Genomic DNA, 24,649 nt, shown 5'->3' with positions numbered 1-24,649 from the left:
CCACCGTATCGGGTCATGCCAAATCCCTTACGCGCGGTCGCAGCCTGTGCAACAGTCGTTACCGGCCCTTCCATCAGACATGGCCGACGAGGCCACAGACATGGCCGCGCGCCGCCTGATATCGGAGTACGTCATGCCGTCCCATCTCTTCGCGGACCATCATCACGCGCAGCCGCCCGAGCGCGGCGCCGTCGACGCACTCATCTCTCAGGCACGCCGGCTCCGAGGCAGTCTGGACGCCGTGCGCCGCGAGGCCGCGGCCGAGGGCCACCCGGACGAGGACGCCCGGCTGCGCTGGCAGCGGGCGCTGTGCGACCTCGCGGTCCACCACCTCGACGACCTCGGTGGCCATCTGGACCAGCTCAGAGAGGGTCTGCCGTCGGGGCCCCTGGACGGCCTGGACGAGTCCCTGCCGCATCCCGCGGCCCCGCTCGGCCCCGACCCCGAGGCGCAGGCCCGCGGCTCGCTGCTGACCCGTGTGGGCAGCGCCGAGTGGAATCTCCTGACGGACGAGGCCAGCTGGTCCGAAGAGCTGTTCGGGATCTTCGGCCGGGAGCCCGCCGACGGGCCGCTCACCCTGGACGAGCTGCCCTCCCTGATCTTCGCCGACGACCAGCCTCTGGTGACCGCGATGGTCACGGACTGCCTGGTGGACGGCAAGCCGATCGACGGCGAATTCCGCATCGTGCGCCCCGACACGAGCGTGCGCACGGTGCACATGGTGGGCGAGCCGGTGCTCGACGCCGACGGCAGCACGGCCTGCATGTGGGCCGTGCTGCGCGACGTCAGCGAGCTGCGCCGCAGCCAGAGGGCGGTGCGCGAGACCCGTGACTCGCTGCAGCGCCAACGGCACATCGCGCAGACCGAACACCGGCTTGCGGTCGAGCTGCAGGAAGCCGTGCTGCCGCCGTGGCGCGGCTCCCTGCGGTTCCCGCACGGCGGCCCGGTCGCCCTGGACCTCGCCGCGCGCTACCTCCCCTCCGGCTCCAGCGCCCTCGTCGGCGGCGACTGGTACGACGCGCTGCAGCTGCCCGACGGGCGCACGCTGCTGAGCGCCGGCGACCTCACCGGGCACGGTGTGACCGCCACGTCGGGCATGGCGATGCTGCTCGGCGCGCTGCGCGGCATGGCCGTCTCGGGCCAGGAGCCGGGCCCCCTGATGGGCTACCTCAACCAGCTCCTGGACACCTCCGCGCAGCCCGCCCTGGGCAGCGCGGTGTGCTGCCTCTTCGACCCGGCCACCCGCAAACTGGACTGGGCGCAGGCCGGACACCCCGCCCCGCTGCTGTTCCGGGACGGGCAGGGACGGGCGCTGCAGCCGCCCGAGGGCGTGCTGCTGGGCGCGACCTCCGGGGCGGTGTACACGCAGCGCAGCGTGCAACTGGAGCCCGGAGACCTGCTGGTGCTGTACACCGACGGGCTGGTGCCCCGGCGCCGTACGCCCGACGCGGACAGCACGCACGAGGGCGCGGAGCGGCTGCTCGCCCTCGCCCCCCGGTTCGCGGCGGCACGGAGCGCGCAGGAGAGCGTCCGTATCGTCGTCGAGGAGTTCGGCAGCGCCGAACGGGAGGACGACGCGTGTGTGTTGATCGCCAGGATCGGTGACTGACCAACAGGACAGACGGCACACGGGAAACCGCCCCGAGGTCTTGGGGGCAGCTCCAGTGGCCGTTCACGCCTGCCCGTTGCGGTCCTTCGGCTTCTTCTGCTTCGGCAGGGCGAGCCTGATCTCCTCGCGCAGGTCCTGGACCTTGGCGTAGTCGGTGTACTGCCCGGTGAGCCGGTACATCTCGCGCAGCCGGTCCCAGGTGCGGTGCGAGGAGTTCTCCCCGATCGACACCAGGGCCAGCCGCGCGTACCGGTCCGCCTGCTCGGGATCGTTGGCGATGAACAGGGCGGAGGCCATCGACAGATAGTCGAAGATCTGCGAGCGCTGGTAGCCCTCCCTGCGCAGCGCCAGCGCCTGCCGCGCGTGCCCCTGGGCGACCTTGGCGGCCTTGGGGTCGTGCTCGGCGAGCGTGCGGTACGCCAGGGCCTCCATGCCGTGCAGATCGGCCTCGTCGAAGCTCTGCATCCAACTGGGCGGCGGCACGTCCCGCTTGTCCGAGACGAACAGCTCCTCGGCCTCGCCGAGAGTGCGCCGCATCGCCTGCCCGTGGCCCTTCGACGCCTGCGCCCACGCCTCGATCGTGTGCAGCATCGCACGCGTGCGCGGCAGGGTCTCCTCACCGGAGCCGGACTGGGCGAGCTTCATCAGGTCCAAGGCGTCGTCCGGGCGGCCCAGATGGACCATCTGGCGCGCCGCCCGGGACAGCGCCTCGCCGGCCCGGGGGCGGTCGCCGCCCTCACGGGCCGCGTGCGCGGCGATGACGAAGTACTTCTGCGCCGTGGGCTCCAGGCCCACGTCGTGGGACATCCAGCCGGCCAGGACGGCGAGATTGGCCGCCACGCCCCACAGCCGCCGCTGGAGGTGCTCGGGATGGCGGTAGGCGAGCATTCCGCCCACCTCGTTGAGCTGGCCCACCACGGCCTTGCGCTGCAGCCCGCCGCCGCGGGACGCGTCCCAGGCGCGGAAGACCTCCACCGAGCGTTCCAGCGCGTCGATCTCCTGCGAGCCCACGGGGGCCGCTTCGTAGCGATCCAGGCCGGCCTGGTCGAGGGTGTGGCCGAGGGGGTTGTCGGTACGGGGTGCGTCGGCTGCCAGGGCCGGGTCGGCGTGCAGCCAGTCGTACATGGCGCTGCTGAGCGCGGAACCGGCGGCGAGCGCCGCGCCCGCGCCCACCAAGCCGCGTCGGTTGAGCATGAGGTCCATTCCCGTGAATTCCGTGAGGACCGCAGCCGTACGGTCGGGCGGCCACGGCAGGCCGTCGGCGCCCTGCCGCTTCCCCGCGCGCCCTGAACGTGCGAAGCCGAGATCCTCGGTGGTTACGACACGGCCGAGGCGCTCGGTGAACAGGGATGCCAGGACCTTCGGCACCGGATCCCGCGGGGTCTCCCCCATGTCGATCCAGCGCCGGACTCGGGACGTGTCGGTCGCCAGCTGCGGGTGGCCCATGGCCGCCGCCTGCCGGTTGACCAACCTCGCCAGCTCGCCCTTCGACCAGCCGGCGAGCTGGAAAAGGTCCGCGAGACGGGTGTTCGGCTCCCTGTTCACGTCAAGCCCCCAGGTTCCTCGACTGAGTTGACAGTAACCGGCCGTCATGTGCCGGGCGAGCATTCGCCAGGGTTCGCCAGGGTCCGCCAGATGGTCTGCCACCCGTAGTCGCGTGTTCTGTAGAGACGCAGCCCCCGGCCCGGTGGCGGAAACGCATTCCCCAGGGTGTCGACCCTCACCGGGCCGGTGGCGCAACGCCACTCGTCGGCGCACGAAGGGACCTCATCCACCCATGTACGCAGCATCGTCCGCCGCGACCGCCCCGCCCCGGCCGTACCGCCCGCAGCCCACGGGCAGCGGTCCGTACCTCGATCCCGCTCACTCCTCGGGAATGGCCGCCGGGCCTCCGGGCGGCCGCCTCCGGCGCCCCCAGGGAGCAGCACCGCAACCGCTCAGCGGGAGACTCGATTTGTCCGGCCCCCAGGGCGCGCAACTGCGCGCGGCGGTCGCCTCGGTGCAGCGCATCTGTCCGGAGTTCAACCCCGTCCAGGTGCTGCGACGGGGCGGGAAGTCCGTCCTTCTCGTCGGTACCACCGGGCGCACGACCGCGGTGGCGAAGTGTTTACTGGACCACTCGCCGGCGTGGGTCGAGCGGTTCCGGCACGAAATAGCTGCGTATCGCGCCTTCGTACGCCACCGTCCACCGGTGCGCGTGCCGAGGTTGGTCGCCGCGGACCCTGACAACTGCACGCTGGTCGTCGAACGCATGCCCGGCCGGGTCGCCGCCGTGCAGCGGCATCCCACGGACGGGCCGCCGCGCGCGGACGTCCGGGCCGCCCTCGGGGCGATCTGCCGGATCAACCTCTGGCGCCCGCCGGCCGGAATGTTCGACGCCCCCCTGGACTACGCGAACCGCATCGGGCGGTACCACGACCTCGGCCTGCTGACCGACCGGGACCTGGGTGACCTGCAGAAGCTGATGCACGGCATCGCGCACTCCCCCGGCCAGTTCTGCCACGGCGACGCGCTGCTGAACAACGTCCTGCTCTCGCCCGCCGGCCCGGTCCTGCTGGACTGGGAGCACGCCGGCTGGTACTTGCCGGGCTACGACCTGGCGACCCTGTGGTCGGTGCTGGGTGACGCGCCGGTCGCCCGCCGCCAGATCAGCCAGCTCGCGCAGGCCGCGGGTCCCGCCGCCCGGGACTCCTTCCTGGTCAATCTGATGCTGGTGCTGACCCGGGAGATCCGGCGCTACGAGACCGCGGTACAGCGGACCATGCGGGAGGAAGTACCGCCCGGTTCCACCGGTCAGGGACAGCCGGGGGCGCCCGCGGCGGGCGAGGAACAACGCCTGCTGCTGCGGCGGCTGCACGACGACGCCCAGATGGCGCGGCGTGCGGTACGGGCGGCGGTCGGTACCCGCTGATCCGCCGACGGGGGGAAACGGAGCGGCGCGCCTGTGCTGGGGCGCGCCGCTCCCGTATGCGTGCTTCGAGGCCGAGGCGCGCCGCTCCCGTATGCGTGGGGTGGCGTACGGTGGCGCGCTCCGGGGCATCACCCTCACGCACCCCGTGACGGTACGGATTCCGAGCGGTGCACGGCCCGTTGTCCCCTCCGGCATTGGTCCATTCCACTGACGCGTCCCAGGCCCGGCGCCCGGGGCGCGAAAACTTCTCGGGCCCCGCGCCGACCTGCGAAATCGGCCGGTTGCGGGGTGATTGACGGATCGTCGGTGAACCGATACCTCTTGACAGGTTCCCGCACGCCCAACGGCGCACCATCCGCCACACCGCCCGGTACGGGCCGGCCCGAGGAGGCTGCATTGCGAGGATCCGCCCCTGTCGGCGTCGCCAGACGCGACGCTCTCCGCACCCCCCGCAGAACGACGAGGAGGGCCGGTACCGCCGTCGCGGTGGCCGCCCTCCTTCTGCCACTGGTCTCGGCCGCGCCCACCGCCACCGCGGGCTCGGACGCCGGTTCTCTCCAGCGTGCCTTCGCCGACGCGTCCGCCCGGTACGACGTGCCGCAGAGCGTACTGCTGGGCGTCGCCTACCTGGAGTCCCGCTGGGACGGGCACCAGGGCGCGCCCAGCGTGGCCGGCGGCTACGGCCCGATGCACCTCACCGACGCGCGGACCGCGCTCGCCCGGGAGGCACCGCACCACAGCGAGGGCACCGAGGACGCCCGCGGCGACGACGCACGCCCCCGCAAGGCCCCCGAGGCGGCGCTGCCGAAGACCTCGGAGCTGCCCGCGCGGCTGCGGACGCTGCCGAAGGCCGCGGCGCTCACCGGCCTGTCCGCGCGCGAGCTGCGCGAGAACGCCGCGGCGAACATCAGCGGCGGCGCGGCCCTCCTCGCCGACCAGCAGCGCAGGCTCGGCCTGAAGGCGAGCGCCGACCCCGCCGACTGGTACGCGGCGGTGGCCCGCTACTCGGGCGCGAGCGAGGCGAAGGGCGCCACCGTCTTCGCCGACCAGGTGTACGACGTGCTGCGTGACGGCGCGTCCCGGACGACCGACGCCGGCCAGCGCGTCACCCTCGCCAAGTCCCCGGGCCTGACCCCCGACCGCGCCCAGACCCGCGTACTGGGCCTGCGCGAGGCGGATTCCGGGAAGACCGAGTGCCCGCCGGAGGTGGCGTGCGAGTCGGTGCCCGCGCCGTATCAGGAGCTGGGCGACGACGACTACGGCAACCACGACCTGGCGGACCGCCCCGAGGACCAGTCCGTCGACTACATCGTCATCCACGACACGGAAGCGACGTGGGAGACGACCCTGAAGCTGGTGCAGGACCCGACGTACGTGTCCTGGCACTACAGCCTCCGGTCCTCCGACGGGCTGATCGCCCAGCACGTCCCGACCAAGGACGTCGGCTGGCACGCGGGCAACTGGTACATCAACTCCCGCTCCATCGGCCTGGAGCACGAGGGCTTCCTGGCGGCGCCGGACGCCTGGTACACGGAGGCGATGTACCGCACCTCCGCGCGCCTGGTGCGGTATCTGGCGCGCAAGTACGACATCCCGCTGGACCGGCAGCACGTCCTCGGGCACGACAACGTGCCGGGGACGACCACCGCCTCGATCAAGGGCATGCACACCGACCCGGGCCCGTACTGGGACTGGGACCACTACTTCATCCTGCTGGGCAGGCCGCTGGCGCCGACCGCGGGGCCGCACGGCGGCCTGGTCACCATCCGCCCGGAGTACGAGGAGAACCAGCCCGCGTACACCGGCTGCGAGAAGGCGGGCCAACCGTGCGCCCCGCACGGCTCGGGCGCGGTACGCCTGTACTCGGCGCCCAGCGAGGACGCTCCGCTGATCAAGGACGAGGGACTGCACCCGGGAGGCGCTGACTCGACCACCGGGGTGAACGACACCGGCGCCCGCGCCAGCACGGGCCAGCAGTTCGCGGTCGCGGAGCGGAAGGGCGACTGGACGGCGATCTGGTACCTCGGCCAGAAGGCGTGGTTCCACAACCCTGAGGCGGAGCCGACGGCGGTGGACGCCAGGGGCTGGGTGGCCGTCCCGAAGGCGGGCAGGACCGAGGTCCCGGTCTACGGCCGGGCCTACCCGGAGAAGGCCGCCTACCCGGCCGGCGTCCCGGTCCAGTCGGTCTCGCCGCTCCCGTACACCCTGAAGGCCGGCCAGCGTTACGCGGTCGGCGACTGGACGCTCGGCGAGTACTTCTACGCACCGACGTTCGACACGAGCAAGCACGTGGTCGTGCGCGGCAAGGACGCGTACTACGAGATCCAGGTCGGCCACCGGGTCGGCTACGTCCGCGCGGCGGATGTCGACATCCGCAGGTCGGGGCGCTAGACGACGATGCGGCGGCCGGCGGGTCCCTGGGGCCCGCCGGCCGCCGTGCCGTGTCCGCGCGTCAGCGCCCGCCGGCCACCTTCCGGCTGCGCTGTTCCTGGCCCGGGCCGCCGTACGGGTAGTCGGCGGCGCCCGGGTCGCTCACCTTGTCCAGCCGGTCCCGTTCTTCGTCCGACAGGCGCAGGCCGGCCGCCGCGAGGTTGTCGTCCAATTGTTCAACGGTCCGCGCGCCGAGGATCACCGAGGTGACGGCCGGGCGGTCGCGTACCCAGGCCAGCGCGATCTGCGCCATGGAGACGCCGCGCTCCTCGGCCACCGCGCGCACCTCGTCGACGACGGCCCAGGTGCGCGCGACGCCGCCGCGCCGGTCGTACGCCTCGACGCCGCGCTCCGGGTTCTCGCCGAGCCGGGTGGCGCCGGCGGGCCGGGCGTCCCGGCGGTACTTGCCGGTCAGCCAGCCGCCGCCGAGCGGGCTCCACGGGAGCAGCCCGAGCCCTTCGGAGGCGCAGGCCAGCGTGATCTCCCATTCGATCTCGCGGGAGAGCAGGCTGTACTGCGGCTGGAGGGTGACCGGGCGGGCCAGGCCCCGGAAGTCGGCGACGTCGACGGTCTTCTGGATCTGCCAGCCGGTGAAGTTGGACAGCCCGATGTAGTGGATCTTCCCCTGGCGTACCGCGTCGTCGAGGAAGCGGAGCGTCTCCTCGATGGGCGTGAGCGGGTCCCAGGCGTGCACCTGGTACAGGTCGACCGTCTCTACGCCGAGCCGGCGCAGCGAGGCGTCCAGCGCGCGGTGCAGGTGGCGGCGGGAGAGCCCGGCGCCGTTCGGCTCCTCGGCCATGGGAAAGCGGCCCTTGGTGGCGAGGACGACGCGGTCCGTGACGTCAGCGGGGCGGGCGGCGAGCCAGCGCCCGATGATCTCTTCGGACGCGCCCGCGGTGTAGACGTCGGCGGTGTCCACGAGGGTGCCACCGGCTTCGACGAAGCGGTCCAGCTGGGCGTGCGCGCCCGCCTCGTCGGTCTCATGACCGAAGGTCATGGTGCCCAGGGCCAGCGCCGAGACGCCGCAGCCGCTGGGTCCGAGGGTGCGGTACTCCATGTCGGTAACTCCTTCGGGGCAGGAGGTGGTCACAGCGCGAGCCACGCCGCCTGGTCCGGTGCCAGCCGGCCGTCCGCGAGCGGGCCGCTGGCCAGCAGTACGTCCTTGTGTGCGGGCAGGGCGTACGGCTCGGCCGAGAGGTTGACCACGCAGAGGAAGCCCGGCTCGCGGCGCAGGGCGAGTACGCCCTCCGGGGCGTCGAGCCAGGTCAGCGTCCCGTCGCCGAGCGCCGGGTGGTCGCGGCGCAGCCGCAGGGCGCGGCGGTACAGCGCCAGCATGGAGTCCTCGTCGCCTTCTTGCGCGGCGACGCTCAGCTCGCGCCACTCCGGGGGCTGCGGCAGCCAGGGCTCGCCGGCCGCGCCGTCCGGGCTGAAGCCGTACGGCGCCCGCTCACCGGACCACGGGATCGGCACGCGGCAGCCGTCCCGGCCCCGGTCGGTGTGCCCGGACCGCTCCCACGTCGGGTCCTGGAGCACCTCCTCGGGCAGGTCCTCGACCTCGGGCAGGCCCAGTTCCTCCCCCTGGTAGATGTAGGCGCCGCCGGGCAGCGAGAGCATCAGCAGCGCGGCGGCACGGGCCCGACGCGTACCCAGTTCCAAATCGAGCGGGCCTTCGGGCCGGTAGACCTCGTTGGCCACCCACTTCTTCACCACCTTGCGGCCGAAGCGGCTGGGGTGGCGGACCACGTCGTGGTTGGAGAGCACCCAGGTCGCCGGCGCGCCGACCGAGCCGAGGGTGGCGAGCGAGGTGTCGATGACCTCGCGCAGCTCCTTGGCGTCCCAAGGGGTCATCAGGTAGTCGAAGTTGAACGCCGTGTGCAGGCCGTCCGGGCGTACGTAGTTGGCGAGCCGGTCGGGGGCCTGCGTCCAGGCTTCGGCGACGAACTTCCGGTCGCCGGGGAATTCGTCGGCCACCCGGCGCCAGGCGCGGAAGACCTCGTGCACGCCGTCGCGGTCCCAGTGGGGGTGGTCGAGCCCGCCGTGCGGGGCCAGTGGGTCCGGGCCCTCGCGGGCCGGCAGGTCGGGCAGCTCGGGGTGCTTGATCAGGCCGTGCGCCACATCGATGCGGAAGCCGTCCACGCCGCGGCGGAACCAGAACCGCAGGATGTCCTCGAACTCCGCGCGCACGTCCGGGTGTTCCCAGTTGAGGTCGGGCTGCTCGGGGGCGAACAGATGCAGGTACCACTGCCCGTCGGGCAGCCGGGTCCAGGCCGGGCCGCCGAAGCAGGACTTCCAGTTGTTGGGCGGCTCGGCGCCGTCCGCGCCACGCCCCGGCCGGAAGATGAAACGGTCCCGCTCGGGGCTGCCCGGCCCGGCGGCCAGCGCGGCCCGGAACCAGACGTGCTGGTCGGAGACGTGGTTGGGCACGATGTCGGGGATGACGCGGATGCCGGCCGCGTGCGCCTCCTCGATGAGGGCCTCGGCCTCCTCGACGGTGCCGAACCGGGGGTCGATCTCCCGGAAGTCCGCCACGTCGTACCCGTGGTCTGCCTGCGGCGACTTGTACCAGGGGTTGATCCAGATCGCGTCCACGCCGAGCGACTTCAGGTACGGCAGCCGGGAGCGGATGCCGGCGATGTCGCCGATGCCGTCGCCGTTCGCGTCGGCGAAGCTGCGGATGTAGACCTGGTAGATGACGGCGTCGCGCCACCAGGGTGCGGTGCTGGACATGCGTTACTGACTCCTCGTCAAAAGGTACGTCTTTACGGTTACTTGGCAGCACCGGCGGTCAGGCCGGCGACGATCCGGCGCTGGAAGAACAGCACCATGATTACGAGCGGGACGGTGACGAGGACGCCGGCCGCCATCTGGCTGCCGAACGGCGTCTCGAACTGGCTCGCCCCGGAGAACTTGGAGATGGCCACGGGCGCGGTCTGCATCTCCGGCTTGTTCGTCATCGTCAGGGCGATGAGGAATTCGTTCCAGGCCGCGATGAAGGTGATGATCGCGGTGGTGAACATGCCGGGTGCGGCCAGCGGAATGATGATCTTGCGGAACGCCTGGCCCCGCGTACAGCCGTCGACCATCGCCGCCTGCTCCAGCTCCTGCGGCAGCTGCCGGAAGAAGGCGGTGAGGTTCCAGACCGCGAGCGGCAGCGTGAAGGACATGCTCGGCACGATCATCGCCTGGTAGGTGTTGATCCAGCCGAAGCCGACGAACATCTTCAGCAGCGGAACCACGATCGAGACCACGGGGAACATCGAGGTGGCGATGATCACGGTGAGCACCAGCCGCTTGAGCCGGAACTCCAGCCGGGCCATCGCGTACGCCGTGAAGGTCGCCAGGATCAGCGCCAGGAAGGTGGTGATGCCGGCCACGACGATGCTGTTGAGCAGGGCCCGGGTGAAGGACTGCGACGGGTCGAGCACCGCGAGGTAGTTCTCGAAGGAGAGGTGTGTGGGGAAGGGCGAGTTCTCGAAGATGTCCGAGGTACGCCGCAGGCTGGAGACCAGCATCCAGTAGAACGGTGCCAGGCAGTAGGCGACGACCGCGGCGACTCCCGCGTACAGCAGCCACTTGCGCCAGTTCAGTGCGAGGTTCATGCCGCCACCTCCGCGGGACGACGCACGGGCAGCCACCGGCGGCGGCGCTTGGGTGCCGCGTCGTCGTCGCCGACGACGTTGGCGCCCAGCAGCCGGACAAAGGCCAGCGCGATGAGGAACACGTAGAGGAAGAGGATCACCGCGTAGGCGGCTGCCGGGCCGAACCGCACATTCGCGGCCTGGTCCTGGGCGAGCATGGACAGCGTCTCCACCGACTCCTTCTGCGCGCCGATGAGGATGTACGGCAGGTCGAACATCCGCAGCGCGTCCAGCGTCCGGAAGAGCACGGCCACCATCAGGGCGGGCTTGACCAGCGGCAGGGTGATGCTCCAGAACTGGCGTACCGCGCCGGCCCCGTCGATCCTGGCCGCCTCGTAGACCTCTTTGTTGATCACCTGGAGGCCGGCGAGGACGAGCAGGCCAATGAAGGGCGCGGTCTTCCATACGTCGGCGATGATGACCGCGGCCTTGGCGTGGAACCCCTCGGTGGTCCACAGGACCTGCTGCCCGATGAGGGCGTTGGCGATGCCGTTGCTGTTGAAGATCCAGCGCCACAGCAGACCGGTCACGGCGGTGGGGATGGCCCATGGGACCAGGATGGAGGCCCGTACGAGTGCGCGGCCCTGGAACGCGCGGTTCATGATGAGCGCCATGGCCACGCCGATCACCGTTTCCATGGCGACCGTGGTGACGGTGAGGAACGAGGTGTTCCAGAAGGCGTTCCAGAAGCGCTCGCCGGCCGCTCCGAAGATGTCGGTGTAGTTCTGTGCCCCCACGAACGGGTCGGTCTCCTCGACGAAGCCGGTCTTCGGGTCGAGGCCGGGTGTGCCGAACAGCGAGTCCTTCAGTGCCACGATCGTCGGGTAGAGGACGACGACGGTCAGCACCAGCAGCGTCGGGGAGACCAGCAGGGCCGCGAGCCGGCCCGAGCCGGCGGTCGCCCTGGGCTTGCGCCGCCGGCGCGCGGCCGAGGCGGGCGGCAGGGCGGAGGAGCCGCCGCGCGCACTCTCGCGCGGGGCGCCGTACACGCGGCCCGCGGTGTCGTCGTGCCGGCCCTCGGCGGATCCAGGCGGGTTGTGTGTCTTCACCATGACGGTTCTCCTTAATCCGCCGCCGGCTGCCGCTGAAGGTCCTTCTGGAGGTCCTTCAGTGCCTGCTCGCTGCTCTTGCTGCCGGTCAGGGCGGCGTACGCCTCCTGCTGGATCGCCGCGGTGATGTCGCCGTACTGGAAGACGCGGGGGCGGGGTACGGCGTGCAGGATCGACGCCTTGAGCGTGGGGAGGTACGGGTACTTCTCGACGAGCTTCGCGTCCTTGTAGAGCGCGTCGTAGGTCGGCGCGGCCGGCGCGGCGGCCAGCCGGGAGCGCTGCGTCTCCTCGCTGGAGTAGAACTTCATGAAGTCGATCGCGGTGGCCTTGTTCGTGGCCGAGGCCGACAGGGCCAGATTGTGGCCGCCGAGGCTGGAGGCGCCGGGGCCGTCCAGACCGGGCAACGGCGCGACGGCGAACTTGCCCGCGACCTTGCTGGAGCCGTCCTTCTTGTCCAGCAGCGGGTACATGTAAGGCCAGTTCCGCTCGAAGATCAGTTTGCCGGACTGGAATGCCCGGCGGCCGTCCTCCTCCTGGTAGGTGACGGCTTCCTTCGGGATCGTGCCGTCCTTGACCGAGCCGGCGAGGAAGTCCAGGCCCTTCTTGGCCTGCGGGGTGTCGACATGCGGGCGGCCCTTGGCGTCGGTGATGATGCCGCCCGCGGAGTTCACCGCCTCGGCGAAGTTGACCGTCAGTCCCTCGTACTTCTGGAACTGCCCGGCGTAGCAGGACATGCCCTTGGCCCGGGGCAGCTTCTTCACCTTGGCGCAGTCGGCCTTCAGCTGCGACCACGTCGCGGGCGGCTTCGCGATGCCGGCCTGCTTGAGCAGGTCGGACCGGTAGTACAGCAGCCCGCCGTCCGAGCTGTCCGGGACGCCGTACACGCCACCGCGGTACTTCACCGTCTCCACGATCGGCGCGAGCATCCGATGCAGCGGGAAACGGTCCTGCGGCAGCCGGTCGACCCAGCGATGGGCCGCGAACTCCGAGGTCCACACGGCGTCGAGGGACAGCACCGTATAGGCATCGGATTTCGTCTGCGCATTCTGGATCATCTGCTGACGCTGGGCGTCGGGGTCCGTGGGCAGCTGGACGAAGGTGACCTTCTCCTTCGGGTGCAGCTTGTTCCAGCGGTCGAGCACCGGCTGGACGGAGCCGCTGGCGTCCTTGCCCGCGACGTACGTGATGGGGCCGCGCCCCTCGAAGGAAGTGGGCTGCCCGGCGGGGGTGTCCGCGCCGCGGCCGGGCCCGCAGGCGGCGAGGACCGCGAGTGCCGCGGTGGCCGCACCCGCGCCCCGCAGCGCTCTGGTGATTGTCGTCTTCACTGTCTCTCCTGGTCGTACGGAACCGCTGCGAACACCGCTCACCCGGTGGTGAGGCGCTCGCCGGTCCTGGCCGAGAAGAAGTACGCACCACCCGGCCGGATGCGCAGGGTGATCTGCTGCCCCTTGGCGGGCGGCGTGCGCGGGTTGACGCGGGCGACGACATCGGCGCCGGTTCCGGCGGCGTTCTCGCCCAAGAGCGTCCCGTACGCGTACGCCTCGGAGCCGAGCTCCTCCACCATGGCCACGGACATCCCCAGGCCCGGCTCGCCGGGCGCGACACGCTCCAGCGCCTCGGGCCGGAAGCCCACCGTGACGGTGCCGCTCGCCTCGTCGGCCACCGCGGCGATGACGCTGCGGGGTACCGGCAGCTGCGTCCCGCCGAGCCGGACGCCGTCGCCCTCGATGCGGGCTTCGGTGAGATTCATGGTGGGCGAGCCGATGAAGCCCGCGACGAAGACATTGGCGGGCTCGTCGTAGAGGGCGCGCGGGGCCGCGCACTGCTGGAGGAGTCCGTCCTTCAGGACGGCGACCCGGTCGCCCATGGTCATGGCCTCGACCTGGTCGTGGGTGACGTACACGGTCGTCGTGCCGAGGCGGCGCTGCAGGGCCGCGATCTGCGTACGTGTCTGAGTGCGCAGCTTGGCGTCGAGGTTGGACAGCGGCTCGTCCATCAGGAAGACCTGCGGCTCGCGGACGATGGCGCGGCCCATGGCGACGCGCTGGCGCTGGCCGCCGGAGAGGGCCTTGGGCTTGCGCTCCAGGTACGGCTCCAGGTCGAGGATCTTCGCCGCTTCCTGTACGCGGCGGCGGATCTCGTCCTTCGGGGCGCCTGCGACCTTGAGGGCGAAGCCCATGTTGTCGCCGACGCTCATGTGCGGGTAGAGCGCGTAGTTCTGGAACACCATGGCGATGTCCCGGTCCTTGGGCGGCAGGTGCGTCACGTCGCGGTCGCCGATGCGGATGACGCCGTCGTCGACGTCCTCCAGACCGGCGAGCATCCGCAGGGACGTGGACTTGCCACAGCCGGACGGGCCGACCAGGACCAGGAACTCGCCGTCGGCGATGTCCAGGTGGAGTGCGTCGACCGCCGGGCGGTCGCCACCCGGGTAGCGCCGAGTAACTTTCTCGAAACTTACGGTAGTCACGCGGGATCTTATCCCTTCACCGGCGGGAGGCCGGGAGGCACGGGTTGGGGAGATGGCGGCGATATCGAAAAATCAAGCCGTGGTTGCGCTGTCACAGCTATCGCGCTTAACGAATTACCAGGTCAAAGCTCTGGAGGTTCACTCCGAGCGGCTCGCTTCAACCTCGATGAGACAACGCTTTCAAGCAAGCTAGGAGCTCACCCAACGGAAGTCAATGCGTTACGTCCCAGTAATCCGCAGGCCAGCAAAGCTGCATCATGCAGCCTTTACCGCCGGAATCCTGGGGCGGGCCCACCAGGAAGGCCGCGAACCGCCCTGCCGCAGCCGTCGACCCGCCACTCGTGACAGCGCTGTCACGATCCCCCGCGAGCCCGTGCACGCTGTGCTACCGTCCGCCCATGCCACCAGCTCAACGGCACCCCACGATGGCCGACGTCGCCGAACGGGCCGGGGTCTCCGCATCCACCGTCTCGCGCACCCTGCGCGGTATGTCGACCGTCTCGCCGGAAGTCCGCGCCCGGGTCGAAAAGGCCGCCCGCGAACTGAACTTCGTGATCTCCCGGCAGGCGTCCAGCCTCGTGACCGGCAGGACCGGGGTCGTAGCGGTGCTCGCGCCCACGCTCAACTCGTGGTTCATCGGCTCGGCCCTGTCGAGTCTGGGGCCCGTACTGCGCGCCGCGGGCATGGAGTTGCTCGTCTACGTGACGCCCGACATGACCGAGCGCGCCGCCTTCTTCGAGCGGCTGCCCGCCCGGCGGAACGCCGACGCGCTGATGGTCTTCTCCTTCAACCTCACCGACGAGGAGACCGCCCGCCTGGACGACCTCCAGATGCCGGTCATCTACGTCAGCCAGCGCGCCGAGTGCCGGCCGAGCGTGTACGTCGACGATGTGGCCGGTGCGCTCAGCGGCACCCGGCATCTGCTCAACCTGGGCCACCGCCGCATCGGCTTCGTCCAGACGATCGGCGCCAGCGGGTTCACCTTCAGCTCCCACGAACGGCTGCTCGGTTACCAGCAGGCGCTCACCGAAGCGGGCCTCCCCCTGGACAGCGACCTGGTGGTCGCCACACCGGTCGGCCACAAGCGCCGCACCGCCGAGGCGGTCGGACGGCTGCTGAGCCTGCGCGAGCCGCCCACCGCGGTCTTCGCCGAGCAGGACGAGGTCGCCGTCTCGGTGCTCTCGACGCTGCGCAGGGCCCGAGTCGAGGTGCCCGAGAGGGTCTCCGTCCTGGGCTTCGACGACCATCAGATGGCCGAGTGGTCGGACCTGACCACGATCGCCCAGTCGCCGGCGGAGATCGGGCGGGCGGCGGGCGAACTGGCCCGCGACCTGATCAACGACCCGGAAGCGGACCAGGCCCGGCACGTCGTCCTGCCGACCCGGCTGATCCCGCGCGCGACCACGGCCCCACCGCCGGCGGGGCCGGACCACTCCTCGTAACGGCCGTCGGTTCCGCGCCCCGACCGGAGGGGCGGAAAACTCCTGCGAAATTTCCGGCGGCGGATGTCAAGACGCGGGCGGCGGCTCCGACCAAGGAGCGAAGGGCCCGTCCGGGGCCCGCGAATCACGAGGAGCACGAGATGCAGTTCCTGATCGGCCTGCACATCAACCCGGCCGTACTGGACGCGCTGACGGACGAGGAGAAGGCGGCGCTGGGCGACGGCCACCGCAAGTTCATCGAGGCGCTGAAGGAGTCCGGCGAGCTGGTCAGCACACAGCCGCTGGTCGACCCGTCACAGGCGGCCGTGGTCTCCGTACGAGGCGGCCGGACGGTGGTCACCGACGGGCCCTTCCTGGAGTCCAAGGAGTATCTGGGCGGCTTCTACCTGATCGACTGCGAGAACAAGGAGCGGGCGATCGAGCTGGCGGCGCGGATTCCGGACAGCGCGATCGAGGGGCTGGGGGTCGAGGTGCGTCAAGTGATGTGCGCCGGCGGACAATTGGAGGCATGAGCACACCGGACTTCGAGGACCTGCTGCGTGCGCTCACGCCGCAGGTCCTCGGCGCGTTGGTACGCCGGCACGGTCAGTTCGAAGGGTGCGAGGACGCCGTGCAGGAGGCCGTCCTCGCCGCCACGGTGCAGTGGCCGGCCGAGGGCGTGCCGGACAATCCGCGCGGCTGGCTGATGACGGTCGCGTCCCGGCGGTTCATCGACCAGCTGCGCAGCGATCACGCGCGCCGCGAGCGGGAGTCGGCGGCGGCCGCCGAGGTGGTGCCCGAGGACGTGCCGGACACCGATGACACGCTCGTCCTGCTGTTCCTGTGCTGTCATCCGTCGCTGACCGCGGCCTCCCAGACCGCGCTGACGCTGCGCGCGGTCGGCGGCCTGACCACGGCCGAGATCGCCCGCGCGTTCCTGGTGCCGGAGGCGACGATGGCGGCCAGGATCAGCCGGGCCAAGCAGCGCATCAAGGCGTCCGGCAGCGCGTTCAGCCTGCCGGCGGGCGCGGAGCGCGAGGAGCGGCTGCGGGTCGTCCTGCACGTGCTCTACCTGATCTTCAACGAGGGGTACACCGCCTCCTCGGGCCGCACCTTGCACCGCGCCGACCTTGCGCACGAGGCGATCCGGCTGACCAGGACGGTGCACGCGCAGCTGCCCGAGGACGGTGAGGTGACCGGGCTGCTCGCGCTGATGCTGCTGACCCATGCCCGCAGGGAGGCACGTACGACGGCGGAAGGCGACCTGGTGCCGCTGGACGAGCAGGACCGTACGACGTGGGACCGCGAGCTGATCGACGAGGGCCTCGACCTGGTCAAGGCGTCGCTGGCCGGTCCGTCCCTCGGTCCGTACCAGCTGCAGGCCGCCATCGCCGCCACGCACGCCGACGCGGCCACGGCGAAGGAGACCAACTGGCCGCAGGTGCACGCCCTCTACCTGATCCTGGAACGGATCGCGCCCAACCCGATGGTCACCCTCAACCGGGCCGTCGCGCTCGCCGAGACCGAGGGCCCGGCGGCCGGGCTGGCCCTGCTGGCCACCTTGGACGGTGATCAGCGGCTGGCCGGGCATCACCGGCTGCTGTCCGTACGGGCGCATCTGCTGGAGAAGACCGGAGACACGGCCGGGGCGTACGAGCTCTACCGGAGCGCCGCGAAGGCCACCGCCGGCCTTGCCGAGCGGCGCTACCTGGAGGCCCGGGCCGGCCGGGTGCGGGCACAGCCGGCCGGGGCGGGGGCAGCGGCGCTCAGCCCTGCTGGAACATCTCCGCCGGCAGCGGCTTCAGCAGTGCGTACAGGTCGTCGGTGATCGGGCGGTCCCAGCTCGCGATCGTGACCAGCACGCCGTCGCTCCGGTCGAACTGCACACAGGAGACGCGGCCCTCGGAGCACTTGATGCGCTTGACGATCAGCAGGTTGCCGTCGTGCATGACCGGGAGGTCCTCGGTCTCCACGACCGTGACCTCCTCGTCGTGGTCCAGCGCGTCCAGCAGCTGCGCCACCTCGAAGGGCACCTCGTCCTCCCCGAGCTCGCGCGCCGGGGAGCCCTCCGGGAGGTTACCGATGATCATCGCGGGGCCGCGGCCGCCGAAGAGGTCGTACCGCAGGAAGACGCCCTGGCAGCTGCCGTCGGGGGCGGGCAGCAGACCGGCGCCGAGATTGCCCGGCCAGTCACCGGGATCCATGGCGAGCACATCGAAATCGGGCCCTGCGGGCGCGGCGCTACGGCGGCGGAGGAACGACATACAGCCATCGTACGTGGCCCGCCCGGTCACCTTCCTGCGGTACCGCGCCGCCGACGGGCCGGAAACCCGGGCCGCCGCCGCAGGGACCCGCGGTCACCCTTCCGGCGCGGCGGGCGGCGGCAGGACAGCGGCCACGCCCTCGCTCCCCAGCAGCCGGGCCAGGCCGTTACGGTCCGTGCCCATCTTGCGGTACACCCCGGACAGCAGCCGGCTGACGTCCGGGGGCTGGGTGCCCAGCTCCACGGCGATGCGGTCCTTGGTCCAGCCCTGCACGACCCACTCGGCCACCGCCCGCTCCTGGGCGGTGAGCGTGTCCGTGCCGGCGCTGCGCAGCTGGAGGGGGCGCAGCCCGGCGGCGGACAGCTCGTCGCGGGCGCGGGCCACCAGCGCCTCGGCGCCGCAGTGCAGGGCGCTGTCCAGGCCGCGGTAGAGCCGGTCGGCGGCGTCCTGCGGCAGGCCGGCGCGGCGCAGCGCGGCGCCGTGCTCGACGAGCGCCAGGGCCAGCTCGTAGGCGGCCGGGGAGCGCTCGAAGTGGCGTACCGCCTCGGCGTGCAGCTTCATGCCCTCCGCGCCGCCGACCACCTCGGCCTTGCAGAACAGCGCCTGCCCGATGGCGGACTCGGTACCGAAGTCCTGGGCGCGCTGCAGCGCTTCGTCGGCGAGGGCGATCGCCCTGGGCCGGTCGGTGAGGGAGATGGCGCGGGCGAGGTGGAGCTGCCAGGGGCACCAGGCGGGGTTGCGCATGCCGCGCGGCTCCAGGCGCTTGCCGACGGCCGTGAGCTGGTGCTCCGCGTCGCGGTGCAGGCCGCGGGCGAGCAGCAGCTCGCTGTGGACGGTCTGCGAGTCGGGGTACACCACGGCGTTCGGGACGACCTCGCCGTAGCTGTACGTGTCGGCCAGCTCCTGGGCCTCGTCCACGCGGCCGCGCGCCAGCAGGATCTCGATGAGGATGCCGATGGCGAACCACTGGGCGGGCACCCGCTGGCCCACCCGGTGCGCGATCCGCAGGCCCCCGTGGACCAGGTCCTCCGCTTCGGCGAGCCGGCCGCGGCGGTAGCGGATGTAGCCGAGGAGGGTGTACCCGAAGGAGAGGTGTGCGCCGCGCCAGCCCTTGCGCTCGCACTCGGCGATGCCCTGGTGGAACAGCTCCTCGGCGCGGCCGGGCTGGTCGCAGTACATGAAGGTGAGCGCGACGAGCACGGGTACCTCGAATCCCCACTCCTCGTCGGTCCACGGCAGCCCGCCGTCCAGCGCCCGCTCGGCGTAGTGCAGCGCCGTCTGCGCGCTCTCGCCGCGCACCATGGCGTCCCAGGCGCGCAGCCCGAGGATGTACCGCTCGGCCATGTCACGGCCGGTGACGTGGTCGGCGAGCTTGGCAAGCAGCCGGGAGCGGGCGGGCGAGTCCTGCTCGTCGGCGCGGAACGCGTTGTACATGAACTGCTCGGCCTGCATGCGCAGCCGCGTGCGCGCGTTCGTCGCGCGCTGGACCTCGGCGGTGACGACCTGGGCGGCCTCCCCCAGGCGGTCACTGTGGGCCAGCGCCTGCGCCAGTTTGTACGTGATCGTCTCCCGCAGCGCCGGCTCCAGCTCGTGCTCCTCCAGGGCCGCACGGAGGTGGTTCACGGTGGTGGCGGGCTCGCTGAGCAGGGAGGAGCAGCCCAGCTCGAACAGGACCCGGGCGCGGTCCTGGAGCGAGGGCGGTTCGCGCAGCGCACGGGCCAGGCAGCGGCGGGCGGCGTCCGGCGCCCCGGCCCGGAAGTACTCGGCCGCGGCCTCCCGCAGGCGCTGCACGACCCAGTCGTCGTGCTCGGGGTGCATCTCCAGCAGGTGGCGGGCCGCGGCGGTCGCGCCCTGGCCCGCGTCGACGACCGCGGCGGCCGCCTGGCCGTGCAGGGCGACCCGCAGCGCGCCGGGGATGGCCTGGTAGACGGCGCTGGCGACGAGGGGGTGGAAGAAGCGGATGTTGCCGTTGTCGGACTTGCGGGCGGGGGCGAGGATACGCGCGGCGCGCAGCTGGTCGAGGACGTCGGCGGCCTGGACGGCGCCGAGGCCCGCGACGTTGGCGGCGAGCGTCGGCGAGACCTCCGTACCGAGCACGGAGGCGGCCCAGGCGAAGCGGACGGCGGCGGTCCCGAGCCGTTCCAGGCGCTCGACGAGGCCGCTGTCCTTGATGGCGGTGATCAGCTCGCGCAGCTGGGAGACGTTGGCCTGCTGGGGCTTGATGCCCCGCTCGCGGATCTTGGCGCTGAGCTCGACGACCTCGTAGGGATTGCCGCCCGTGACGGCCCAGCACTCGCGGCAGAACGCCTCGTCGGCGCCCTCCCCGACCATGTGGTTCACCACGCGCTGGACGGCGGTGGGGGTGAGCGGGGTCAGCTCGAAGGGGCGGGAGCCGCTGCGCTCGGCGATCCGGCGCAGCGGTCCCGCGCCGGCCGGCAGCTCGTCGGGGCGGTACCCGACGACGATCAGTATGGGCAGCTCTTCGGCGCGGGCGGCGAACGCCGTGAGCCAGGCGAGGGATTCGGGGTCCGCCCAGTGCGCGTCGTCGACGATGAGGACGACGGGCGAGAAGTGCACGGCGAAGCGCGTGACGACCCAGTCCAGGCCGTCCCGGACGCCCTGGGGGTCGGGCGAGGCGTCGCCGTCGACGGCGACCAGCCCGACGGCGGGCGCGACGATGTCGTACCAGGTGCCGAGGATGCGGCGGTGCTCCTCGGGGGACTCGGCGGCGAACACCGGCTGCACCAGCTGGCGTACGACGTGGAAGGCCACCTCCTGCTCCTGCTCGCCGCCGCGGGCGAGCAGCACCGTGCAGCCGCGCGCGATGGCACGTCGGCGGGTCTCGGTGATCAGCGCGGTCTTGCCCATGCCCGGCGGCCCGGCGAAGGCGATGAGGCCGCCCGTACGCACGCCCTGGGCGCCGTCACCGGAGCCGCACAGGTCGGTCAACATGCCGTCCAGCGCGCTCAGTTCCGTCTCGCGCTCGAGCATCGGCCTGCGCACCCGGCCCGATCGCCCGATCATCTCCGCCATGACCTTGACCTTCCCTCCTGCATACAGCGATGAGCCTAGCGCTGACGGCGACTCACGGAGCCGTCCTCAACGACTTTCGACCATGGACCGCTGGAGCGCGCCGCCCGGCTCCGCGCCGTCCGCGGCGGCACGCGGCGCGCGGCCTCCTGCCTGCGCGGGTGGCGCGAGCGGGCGTCGTGGCGAAATTCATTGACCGATAAACCTGCTCCCTTCTTGACTCGTAGTAGCAGGAGCCCCAGGCTCCCCTGGCTGCGTCACGGGGCGCAGCGCGAAGGAGGCGGACCATGAACGACCCGATCATCGCGGAGGCGGCCCGGCTGTCGCCCGTCCCCCGGCGCGCCGCGCCCCTCAGCGTCCCCTTCCCGGCCCGGCTCAACCCCGGGGTGGAGACGGCCCGCCGGCACACCCTCGGCTGGCTGCACGGGTACGGCATGCTCTGCGGTGAGGCGGCGACCGCCGAGTACGACGCGCTGCGGCTGGACCGGCTCATGGCGTACTTCTACCCCGACGCCGACGCCACCGAGTTGGCCCTGGCCACGGACTTCAACGCCTGGTTCTTCCTCTTCGACGACCAGTTCGACGGTCCGCTGGGTCAGTGCCCGGAGGCGGTGGCGCACTTCGTGGACCGGGTGGTGCGCACGATGGACGACGCGCCGGACCTGCTGCCCGAAGAGCCCGACAGCCCGTTGGTGGCCGGGTACCGGGACATCTGGCAGCGGATCACCGAGGGCACGCCGCGCGCCTGGCAGTTGCGCTTCAAGGGGCACTGGGAGCGGTACCTCTCCGCGTATCACTGGGAGGCCCAGAACCGTACCCGAAAGGGGGTACTGCCGCTGGAGCAGTACCTCAAGGGGCGGCGCGACTCCATAGGGGTGCAGCCCTGCCTGGACTTCGCGGAGCGCTGCGGCGGTTATGTCCTGCCACGTGAGCTGCACGGCCGACCACCCCTGGCGGAGCTGCGCCGGCTCACCGCCGAAGCGGTCATCTTCGTCAATGACATCGTGTCCGTGGACAAGGAGCTGGCGGCCGGCGACGTCAACAACAGCGTGATCATCCTGCACCGTTCGACGGGCTGCACGCTGGACCAGGCGGTGCGCCGGATCGCCCGTACGGCGAGCGCGCGCGTGGAGCAGTTCCAGGAGCTCACCGCGGTGCTGCCCGCGACGCTCAGGGAGCTGGGGATGCCCGCCGACGTGCACGACCACGTGGCGCACTATGTCGCGAGCATGCGGCATCTGATCAGCGGCAATCTCGTGTGGTCGCGGGAGACCCCGCGCTACGACGACAGCGGCACCGCCGCGGTCCGCAGCCGCCCGTGGGCCGACCTCTTCGCGGCGGCCGACCCGGGAGTGCCGGCCGCGGGACAGGGCGCGCCGGCCGCAGGGCAAGAAGTACCGGGGCCCCGGACGCCTGCCGAGTCCTGAAATCGCACGCCGGTTCCGGCGCACAAACGATTGGTCCACCCCCTGTGTCCGACGAGTACAACTACTGGAAGGCGGGGCTGGGTTCCGTGCCGGAGGAGGTGTGGGAGGCGTCGCCGGGGCCGCGGGTGCTGATCCTCGCCGACAACGCCCTCACCGAACTCCCCGACCGCATCGGCGAGCTCACCACGCTGCACGCCCTCGACCTCGGGCACAACGCACTCACCCGGCTGCCCGCCGCGCTCGGCGAACTGACCGGGCTGTCCCGCTGCCTGTACGTCCACGACAACCGGCTCACCGAACTGCCCGACGCGCTCGGGCGGCTGGCCCGTCTCGGCTATCTCAACGTCGGCGACAATCCGCTGCGCCGGCTGCCGGACGCGCTGGGCGGGCTGGCGGGCCTGCACGAGCTGCGGGCCCAGCGGTGCGCGCTGACCGCCCTGCCGCCCGCGCTCGGCCGGCTCGCCCGGCTGCGGGAGCTGTGGCTGCGCGGCAATCAGCTCACCGCGCTGCCCGGCACCTTCGCCGGCCTCCGGGAGCTGCGCGAACTGGAACTGCGCGAGAACGCGCTGTGCGACGTCCCCGCGGCGCTGCGCGGGCTGCCGCTGCTGCGCCGGCTGGACCTGCGCGGCAACCGGCTGCGCACGGTCCCCCACTGGCTGCCGGAATGGCCGACGCTGGAGAAGCTGGACCTGCGCTGGAACGCCGTCGAGGACGACGCGCCGCCGCTGCGCGCGCTGCGGGCTCGCGGGTGCGTGGTCCTCACCTGACCGGCGGCCGGCCGGGCAGGCACCGCATCGAGCCACGCCGTGCCGCCGGGCCGTGCCGCGGGCTGCCGGGCCTGCGGGCCGCCGCCCTCAGGTCAGATCGAACTCGCCGTCACGGGCGCGGCGTACAAATCCGCGCCACTCTCCGGGGCCGAAAACGACGGCCGGGCCGTTGGGGCTGCGCCGGTCCCGCATGGCGATGAAGCCGTCGACGAAGGCGATCTGGACGTCGCCCATGCCCTGCCCGCTGGGCTGCCACTGGGCGTGCGTGAGATCCAGTTCGGGCTGCTTCTCGCCGGCTGTCCGCTGCTCGGTGGTGGTACTTTCGGCCACGTTTCCCGCTCCTCACCCGGTCGGCTCAGTCGGTCCGTGCCAGCCTAGCCACCGCACCCGGCGACCGACAGGCCCCCGCCGGCGCCCCGCGCCGCGGCCCGTACGGGACCGGTCAGGCGTCGGGCGGCTCCGCGCCGACCAGCCACATCGAGAAGAACTGCGAGCCGCCCCCGTACGCGTGCCCCAACGCCCGCCGTGCTCCCGGCACTTGGTGCTCGCCCGCCTGTCCGCGCACCTGGAGTGCCGCCTCCGCGAAGCGGAGCATCCCCGAGGCGCCGATCGGGTTGGTGGAGAGGACCCCGCCCGAAGGATTCACCGGGAGGTCACCGTCCAGTTCCGTCACGCCGGACTCGGTGAGCTTCCAGCCCCCGCCCTCCTCCGCGAAGCCCAGGTTCTCCAGCCACATCGGCTCGTACCAGCTGAACGGCACGTACATCTCGACCACGTCGATCTCCCGGCGCGGGTCGGTGACGCCGGCCTGCCGGTAGACGTCGGCGGCGCAGTCGCGGCCCGCGCGCGGCGAGACGGCGTCCTTGCCGGCGAAGAGAGTTGGTTCGCTGCGCATCGCGCCGCCGTGCACCCACGCCGGCGGATGCGGCGCGCGCCCGGCACCGGCGCGCCCGGTGAGGACCATCGCGCAGGCGCCGTCGGAGGAGGGGCAGGTCTCGGAGTACCGGACGGGGTCCCACAGCATCGGGGACGCCTGCACCTTCTCCAGGGTGAGGTCGTGCTCGTGCAGATGCGCGTACGGGTTCTTGAGCGCGTTGCGGCGGTCCTTGTAGGCGACGAGGGAGCCGACCGTGTCGGGGGCGCCGGTGCGCCGGATGTACGCGCGGACGTGCGGGGCGAAGAAGCCGCCGGCCCCGGCGAGCAGCGGCTGCTGGAAGGGGACGGGCAGGGACAGGCCCCACATCGCGTTGGACTCGGACTGCTTCTCGAAGGCGACGGTGAGAACGGTGCCGTGCACTCGTGCGGCGACGAGGTTGGCCGCTACAAGGGCGGTGGATCCGCCTACGGAGCCTGCGGTGTGCACCCGGAGCATGGGTTTGCCGACGGCGCCGAGCGCGTCGGCGAGGTACAGCTCCGGCATCATCACGCCCTCGAAGAAGTCCGGCGCCTTGCCGATGACGACCGCGTCGATGTTGGCCCAGGTGAGCTGGGCGTCCTCCAGGGCGCGCAGGGCGGCCTCGCGGACGAGTCCGGCGATCGAGACGTCCTTGCGGGCCGCTGCGTGCCGGGTCTGGCCGATGCCGACGACGGCCACGGGCTCCTTGCCCGTGGCGGTGCTCGTGACGGCGCTCAT

At 71.9% G+C, this 24,649-nt stretch carries 19 protein-coding genes; 8 read left to right on the top strand and 11 right to left on the bottom strand.

All coding sequences use genetic code 11. From position 1 onward, the window contains the following. The first annotated feature begins 133 nt into the window (after positions 1 to 133). On the top strand, positions 134 to 1,609 hold the full coding sequence (locus ACIGXO_RS22470) for a PP2C family protein-serine/threonine phosphatase (RefSeq protein WP_399789705.1): 1,476 nt from the start codon (positions 134 to 136) through the stop codon (positions 1,607 to 1,609). A gap of 63 nt (positions 1,610 to 1,672) precedes the next feature. Here ACIGXO_RS22470 and ACIGXO_RS22465 read toward each other — a convergent pair whose 3' ends face one another. Next, the gene (locus tag ACIGXO_RS22465; RefSeq protein ID WP_399789547.1) at positions 1,673 to 3,154 is read right to left on the bottom strand and encodes a hypothetical protein; all 1,482 of its coding nucleotides are present in this window, start codon (positions 3,152 to 3,154) and stop codon (positions 1,673 to 1,675) included. Positions 3,155 to 3,386: 232 nt separating this feature from the next. Between ACIGXO_RS22465 and ACIGXO_RS22460 the strand changes: the two genes are divergently transcribed. After that, positions 3,387 to 4,520: an aminoglycoside phosphotransferase family protein gene (locus ACIGXO_RS22460; RefSeq protein ID WP_399789544.1), complete on the top strand. Its 1,134-nt coding sequence runs from the start codon at positions 3,387 to 3,389 to the stop codon at positions 4,518 to 4,520. A gap of 396 nt (positions 4,521 to 4,916) precedes the next feature. Continuing rightward, entirely contained in the window at positions 4,917 to 6,911 is a 1,995-nt protein-coding gene (locus ACIGXO_RS22455; protein WP_399789542.1) for an N-acetylmuramoyl-L-alanine amidase, read from the top strand. A 61-nt stretch (positions 6,912 to 6,972) separates the two neighbouring features. Here the strand turns inward: ACIGXO_RS22455 and ACIGXO_RS22450 are convergent, their stop codons facing one another. From ACIGXO_RS22450 to ACIGXO_RS22425, 6 genes are read right to left on the bottom strand one after another with little or no spacing between them, the layout of a single operon-like run. Next, positions 6,973 to 8,007, bottom strand: a complete 1,035-nt coding sequence (locus ACIGXO_RS22450; RefSeq protein WP_399789539.1) for an aldo/keto reductase — start codon at positions 8,005 to 8,007, stop codon at positions 6,973 to 6,975. A gap of 29 nt (positions 8,008 to 8,036) precedes the next feature. Then, positions 8,037 to 9,677, bottom strand: a complete 1,641-nt coding sequence (locus ACIGXO_RS22445; protein WP_399789536.1) for a glycoside hydrolase family 13 protein — start codon at positions 9,675 to 9,677, stop codon at positions 8,037 to 8,039. 38 nt (positions 9,678 to 9,715) lie between these two features. Beyond that, a complete protein-coding gene (locus ACIGXO_RS22440; protein WP_399789533.1) occupies positions 9,716 to 10,549 on the bottom strand; it encodes a carbohydrate ABC transporter permease in 834 nt (277 codons plus the stop codon). Further along, positions 10,546 to 11,640 carry a carbohydrate ABC transporter permease gene (locus ACIGXO_RS22435; protein ID WP_399789530.1) on the bottom strand — a complete coding sequence of 365 codons (1,095 nt, stop codon included), beginning with the start codon at positions 11,638 to 11,640 and terminating at the stop codon, positions 10,546 to 10,548. Before ACIGXO_RS22435 ends, ACIGXO_RS22440 begins: the two co-directional genes overlap by 4 nt. An 11-nt stretch (positions 11,641 to 11,651) precedes the next feature. Continuing rightward, on the bottom strand, positions 11,652 to 12,962 hold the full coding sequence (locus ACIGXO_RS22430) for an ABC transporter substrate-binding protein (protein WP_399789527.1): 1,311 nt from the start codon (positions 12,960 to 12,962) through the stop codon (positions 11,652 to 11,654). Between the two features lie 38 nt (positions 12,963 to 13,000). Beyond that, positions 13,001 to 14,107 carry an ABC transporter ATP-binding protein gene (locus ACIGXO_RS22425; RefSeq protein ID WP_399789524.1) on the bottom strand — a complete coding sequence of 369 codons (1,107 nt, stop codon included), beginning with the start codon at positions 14,105 to 14,107 and terminating at the stop codon, positions 13,001 to 13,003. Between the two features lie 398 nt (positions 14,108 to 14,505). Here ACIGXO_RS22425 and ACIGXO_RS22420 point away from each other — a divergent pair, with 398 nt between their 5' ends. The 3 genes from ACIGXO_RS22420 to ACIGXO_RS22410 all read left to right on the top strand — a co-directional run bounded on the left by ACIGXO_RS22420 (position 14,506) and on the right by ACIGXO_RS22410 (position 17,356). Then, the gene (locus ACIGXO_RS22420; protein WP_399789521.1) at positions 14,506 to 15,549 is read left to right on the top strand and encodes a LacI family DNA-binding transcriptional regulator; all 1,044 of its coding nucleotides are present in this window, start codon (positions 14,506 to 14,508) and stop codon (positions 15,547 to 15,549) included. 140 nt (positions 15,550 to 15,689) lie between these two features. Further along, a complete protein-coding gene (locus ACIGXO_RS22415; RefSeq protein WP_399789518.1) occupies positions 15,690 to 16,061 on the top strand; it encodes a YciI family protein in 372 nt (123 codons plus the stop codon). Then, positions 16,058 to 17,356 (top strand): RNA polymerase sigma factor, encoded by a 1,299-nt coding sequence (locus ACIGXO_RS22410; protein WP_399789515.1) that lies wholly within the window; start codon positions 16,058 to 16,060, stop codon positions 17,354 to 17,356. The genes ACIGXO_RS22415 and ACIGXO_RS22410 overlap by 4 nt, the downstream gene beginning before the upstream one ends. Here the strand turns inward: ACIGXO_RS22410 and ACIGXO_RS22405 are convergent. Further along, a complete protein-coding gene (locus ACIGXO_RS22405; RefSeq protein WP_399789513.1) occupies positions 17,295 to 17,792 on the bottom strand; it encodes a hypothetical protein in 498 nt (165 codons plus the stop codon). The genes ACIGXO_RS22410 and ACIGXO_RS22405 overlap by 62 nt on opposite strands. A gap of 93 nt (positions 17,793 to 17,885) precedes the next feature. Then, complete coding sequence (locus tag ACIGXO_RS22400; protein ID WP_399789510.1) at positions 17,886 to 20,825, bottom strand: ATP-binding protein; 2,940 nt, start codon at positions 20,823 to 20,825, stop codon at positions 17,886 to 17,888. Between the two features lie 284 nt (positions 20,826 to 21,109). Between ACIGXO_RS22400 and ACIGXO_RS22395 the strand changes: the two genes are divergently transcribed. Both ACIGXO_RS22395 and ACIGXO_RS22390 read left to right on the top strand, forming a co-directional pair. After that, the gene (locus ACIGXO_RS22395; RefSeq protein ID WP_399789507.1) at positions 21,110 to 22,249 is read left to right on the top strand and encodes an isoafricanol synthase; all 1,140 of its coding nucleotides are present in this window, start codon (positions 21,110 to 21,112) and stop codon (positions 22,247 to 22,249) included. Between the two features lie 44 nt (positions 22,250 to 22,293). Beyond that, positions 22,294 to 23,016, top strand: a complete 723-nt coding sequence (locus ACIGXO_RS22390; RefSeq protein ID WP_399789504.1) for a leucine-rich repeat domain-containing protein — start codon at positions 22,294 to 22,296, stop codon at positions 23,014 to 23,016. A gap of 87 nt (positions 23,017 to 23,103) precedes the next feature. Here ACIGXO_RS22390 and ACIGXO_RS22385 read toward each other — a convergent pair whose 3' ends face one another. Next, on the bottom strand, positions 23,104 to 23,346 hold the full coding sequence (locus ACIGXO_RS22385) for a DUF397 domain-containing protein (RefSeq protein WP_399789501.1): 243 nt from the start codon (positions 23,344 to 23,346) through the stop codon (positions 23,104 to 23,106). Positions 23,347 to 23,458: 112 nt separating this feature from the next. Further along, entirely contained in the window at positions 23,459 to 24,649 is a 1,191-nt protein-coding gene (locus ACIGXO_RS22380; protein WP_399789498.1) for a thiolase domain-containing protein, read from the bottom strand.

Source organism: Streptomyces sp. NPDC053542, assembly GCF_044544685.1.
Taxonomy (GTDB): Bacteria; Actinomycetota; Actinomycetes; order Streptomycetales; family Streptomycetaceae; genus Streptomyces.
Note: the sequence above shows the minus strand (reverse complement) of the source record. Positions and strands in the feature narration are given on the sequence as shown.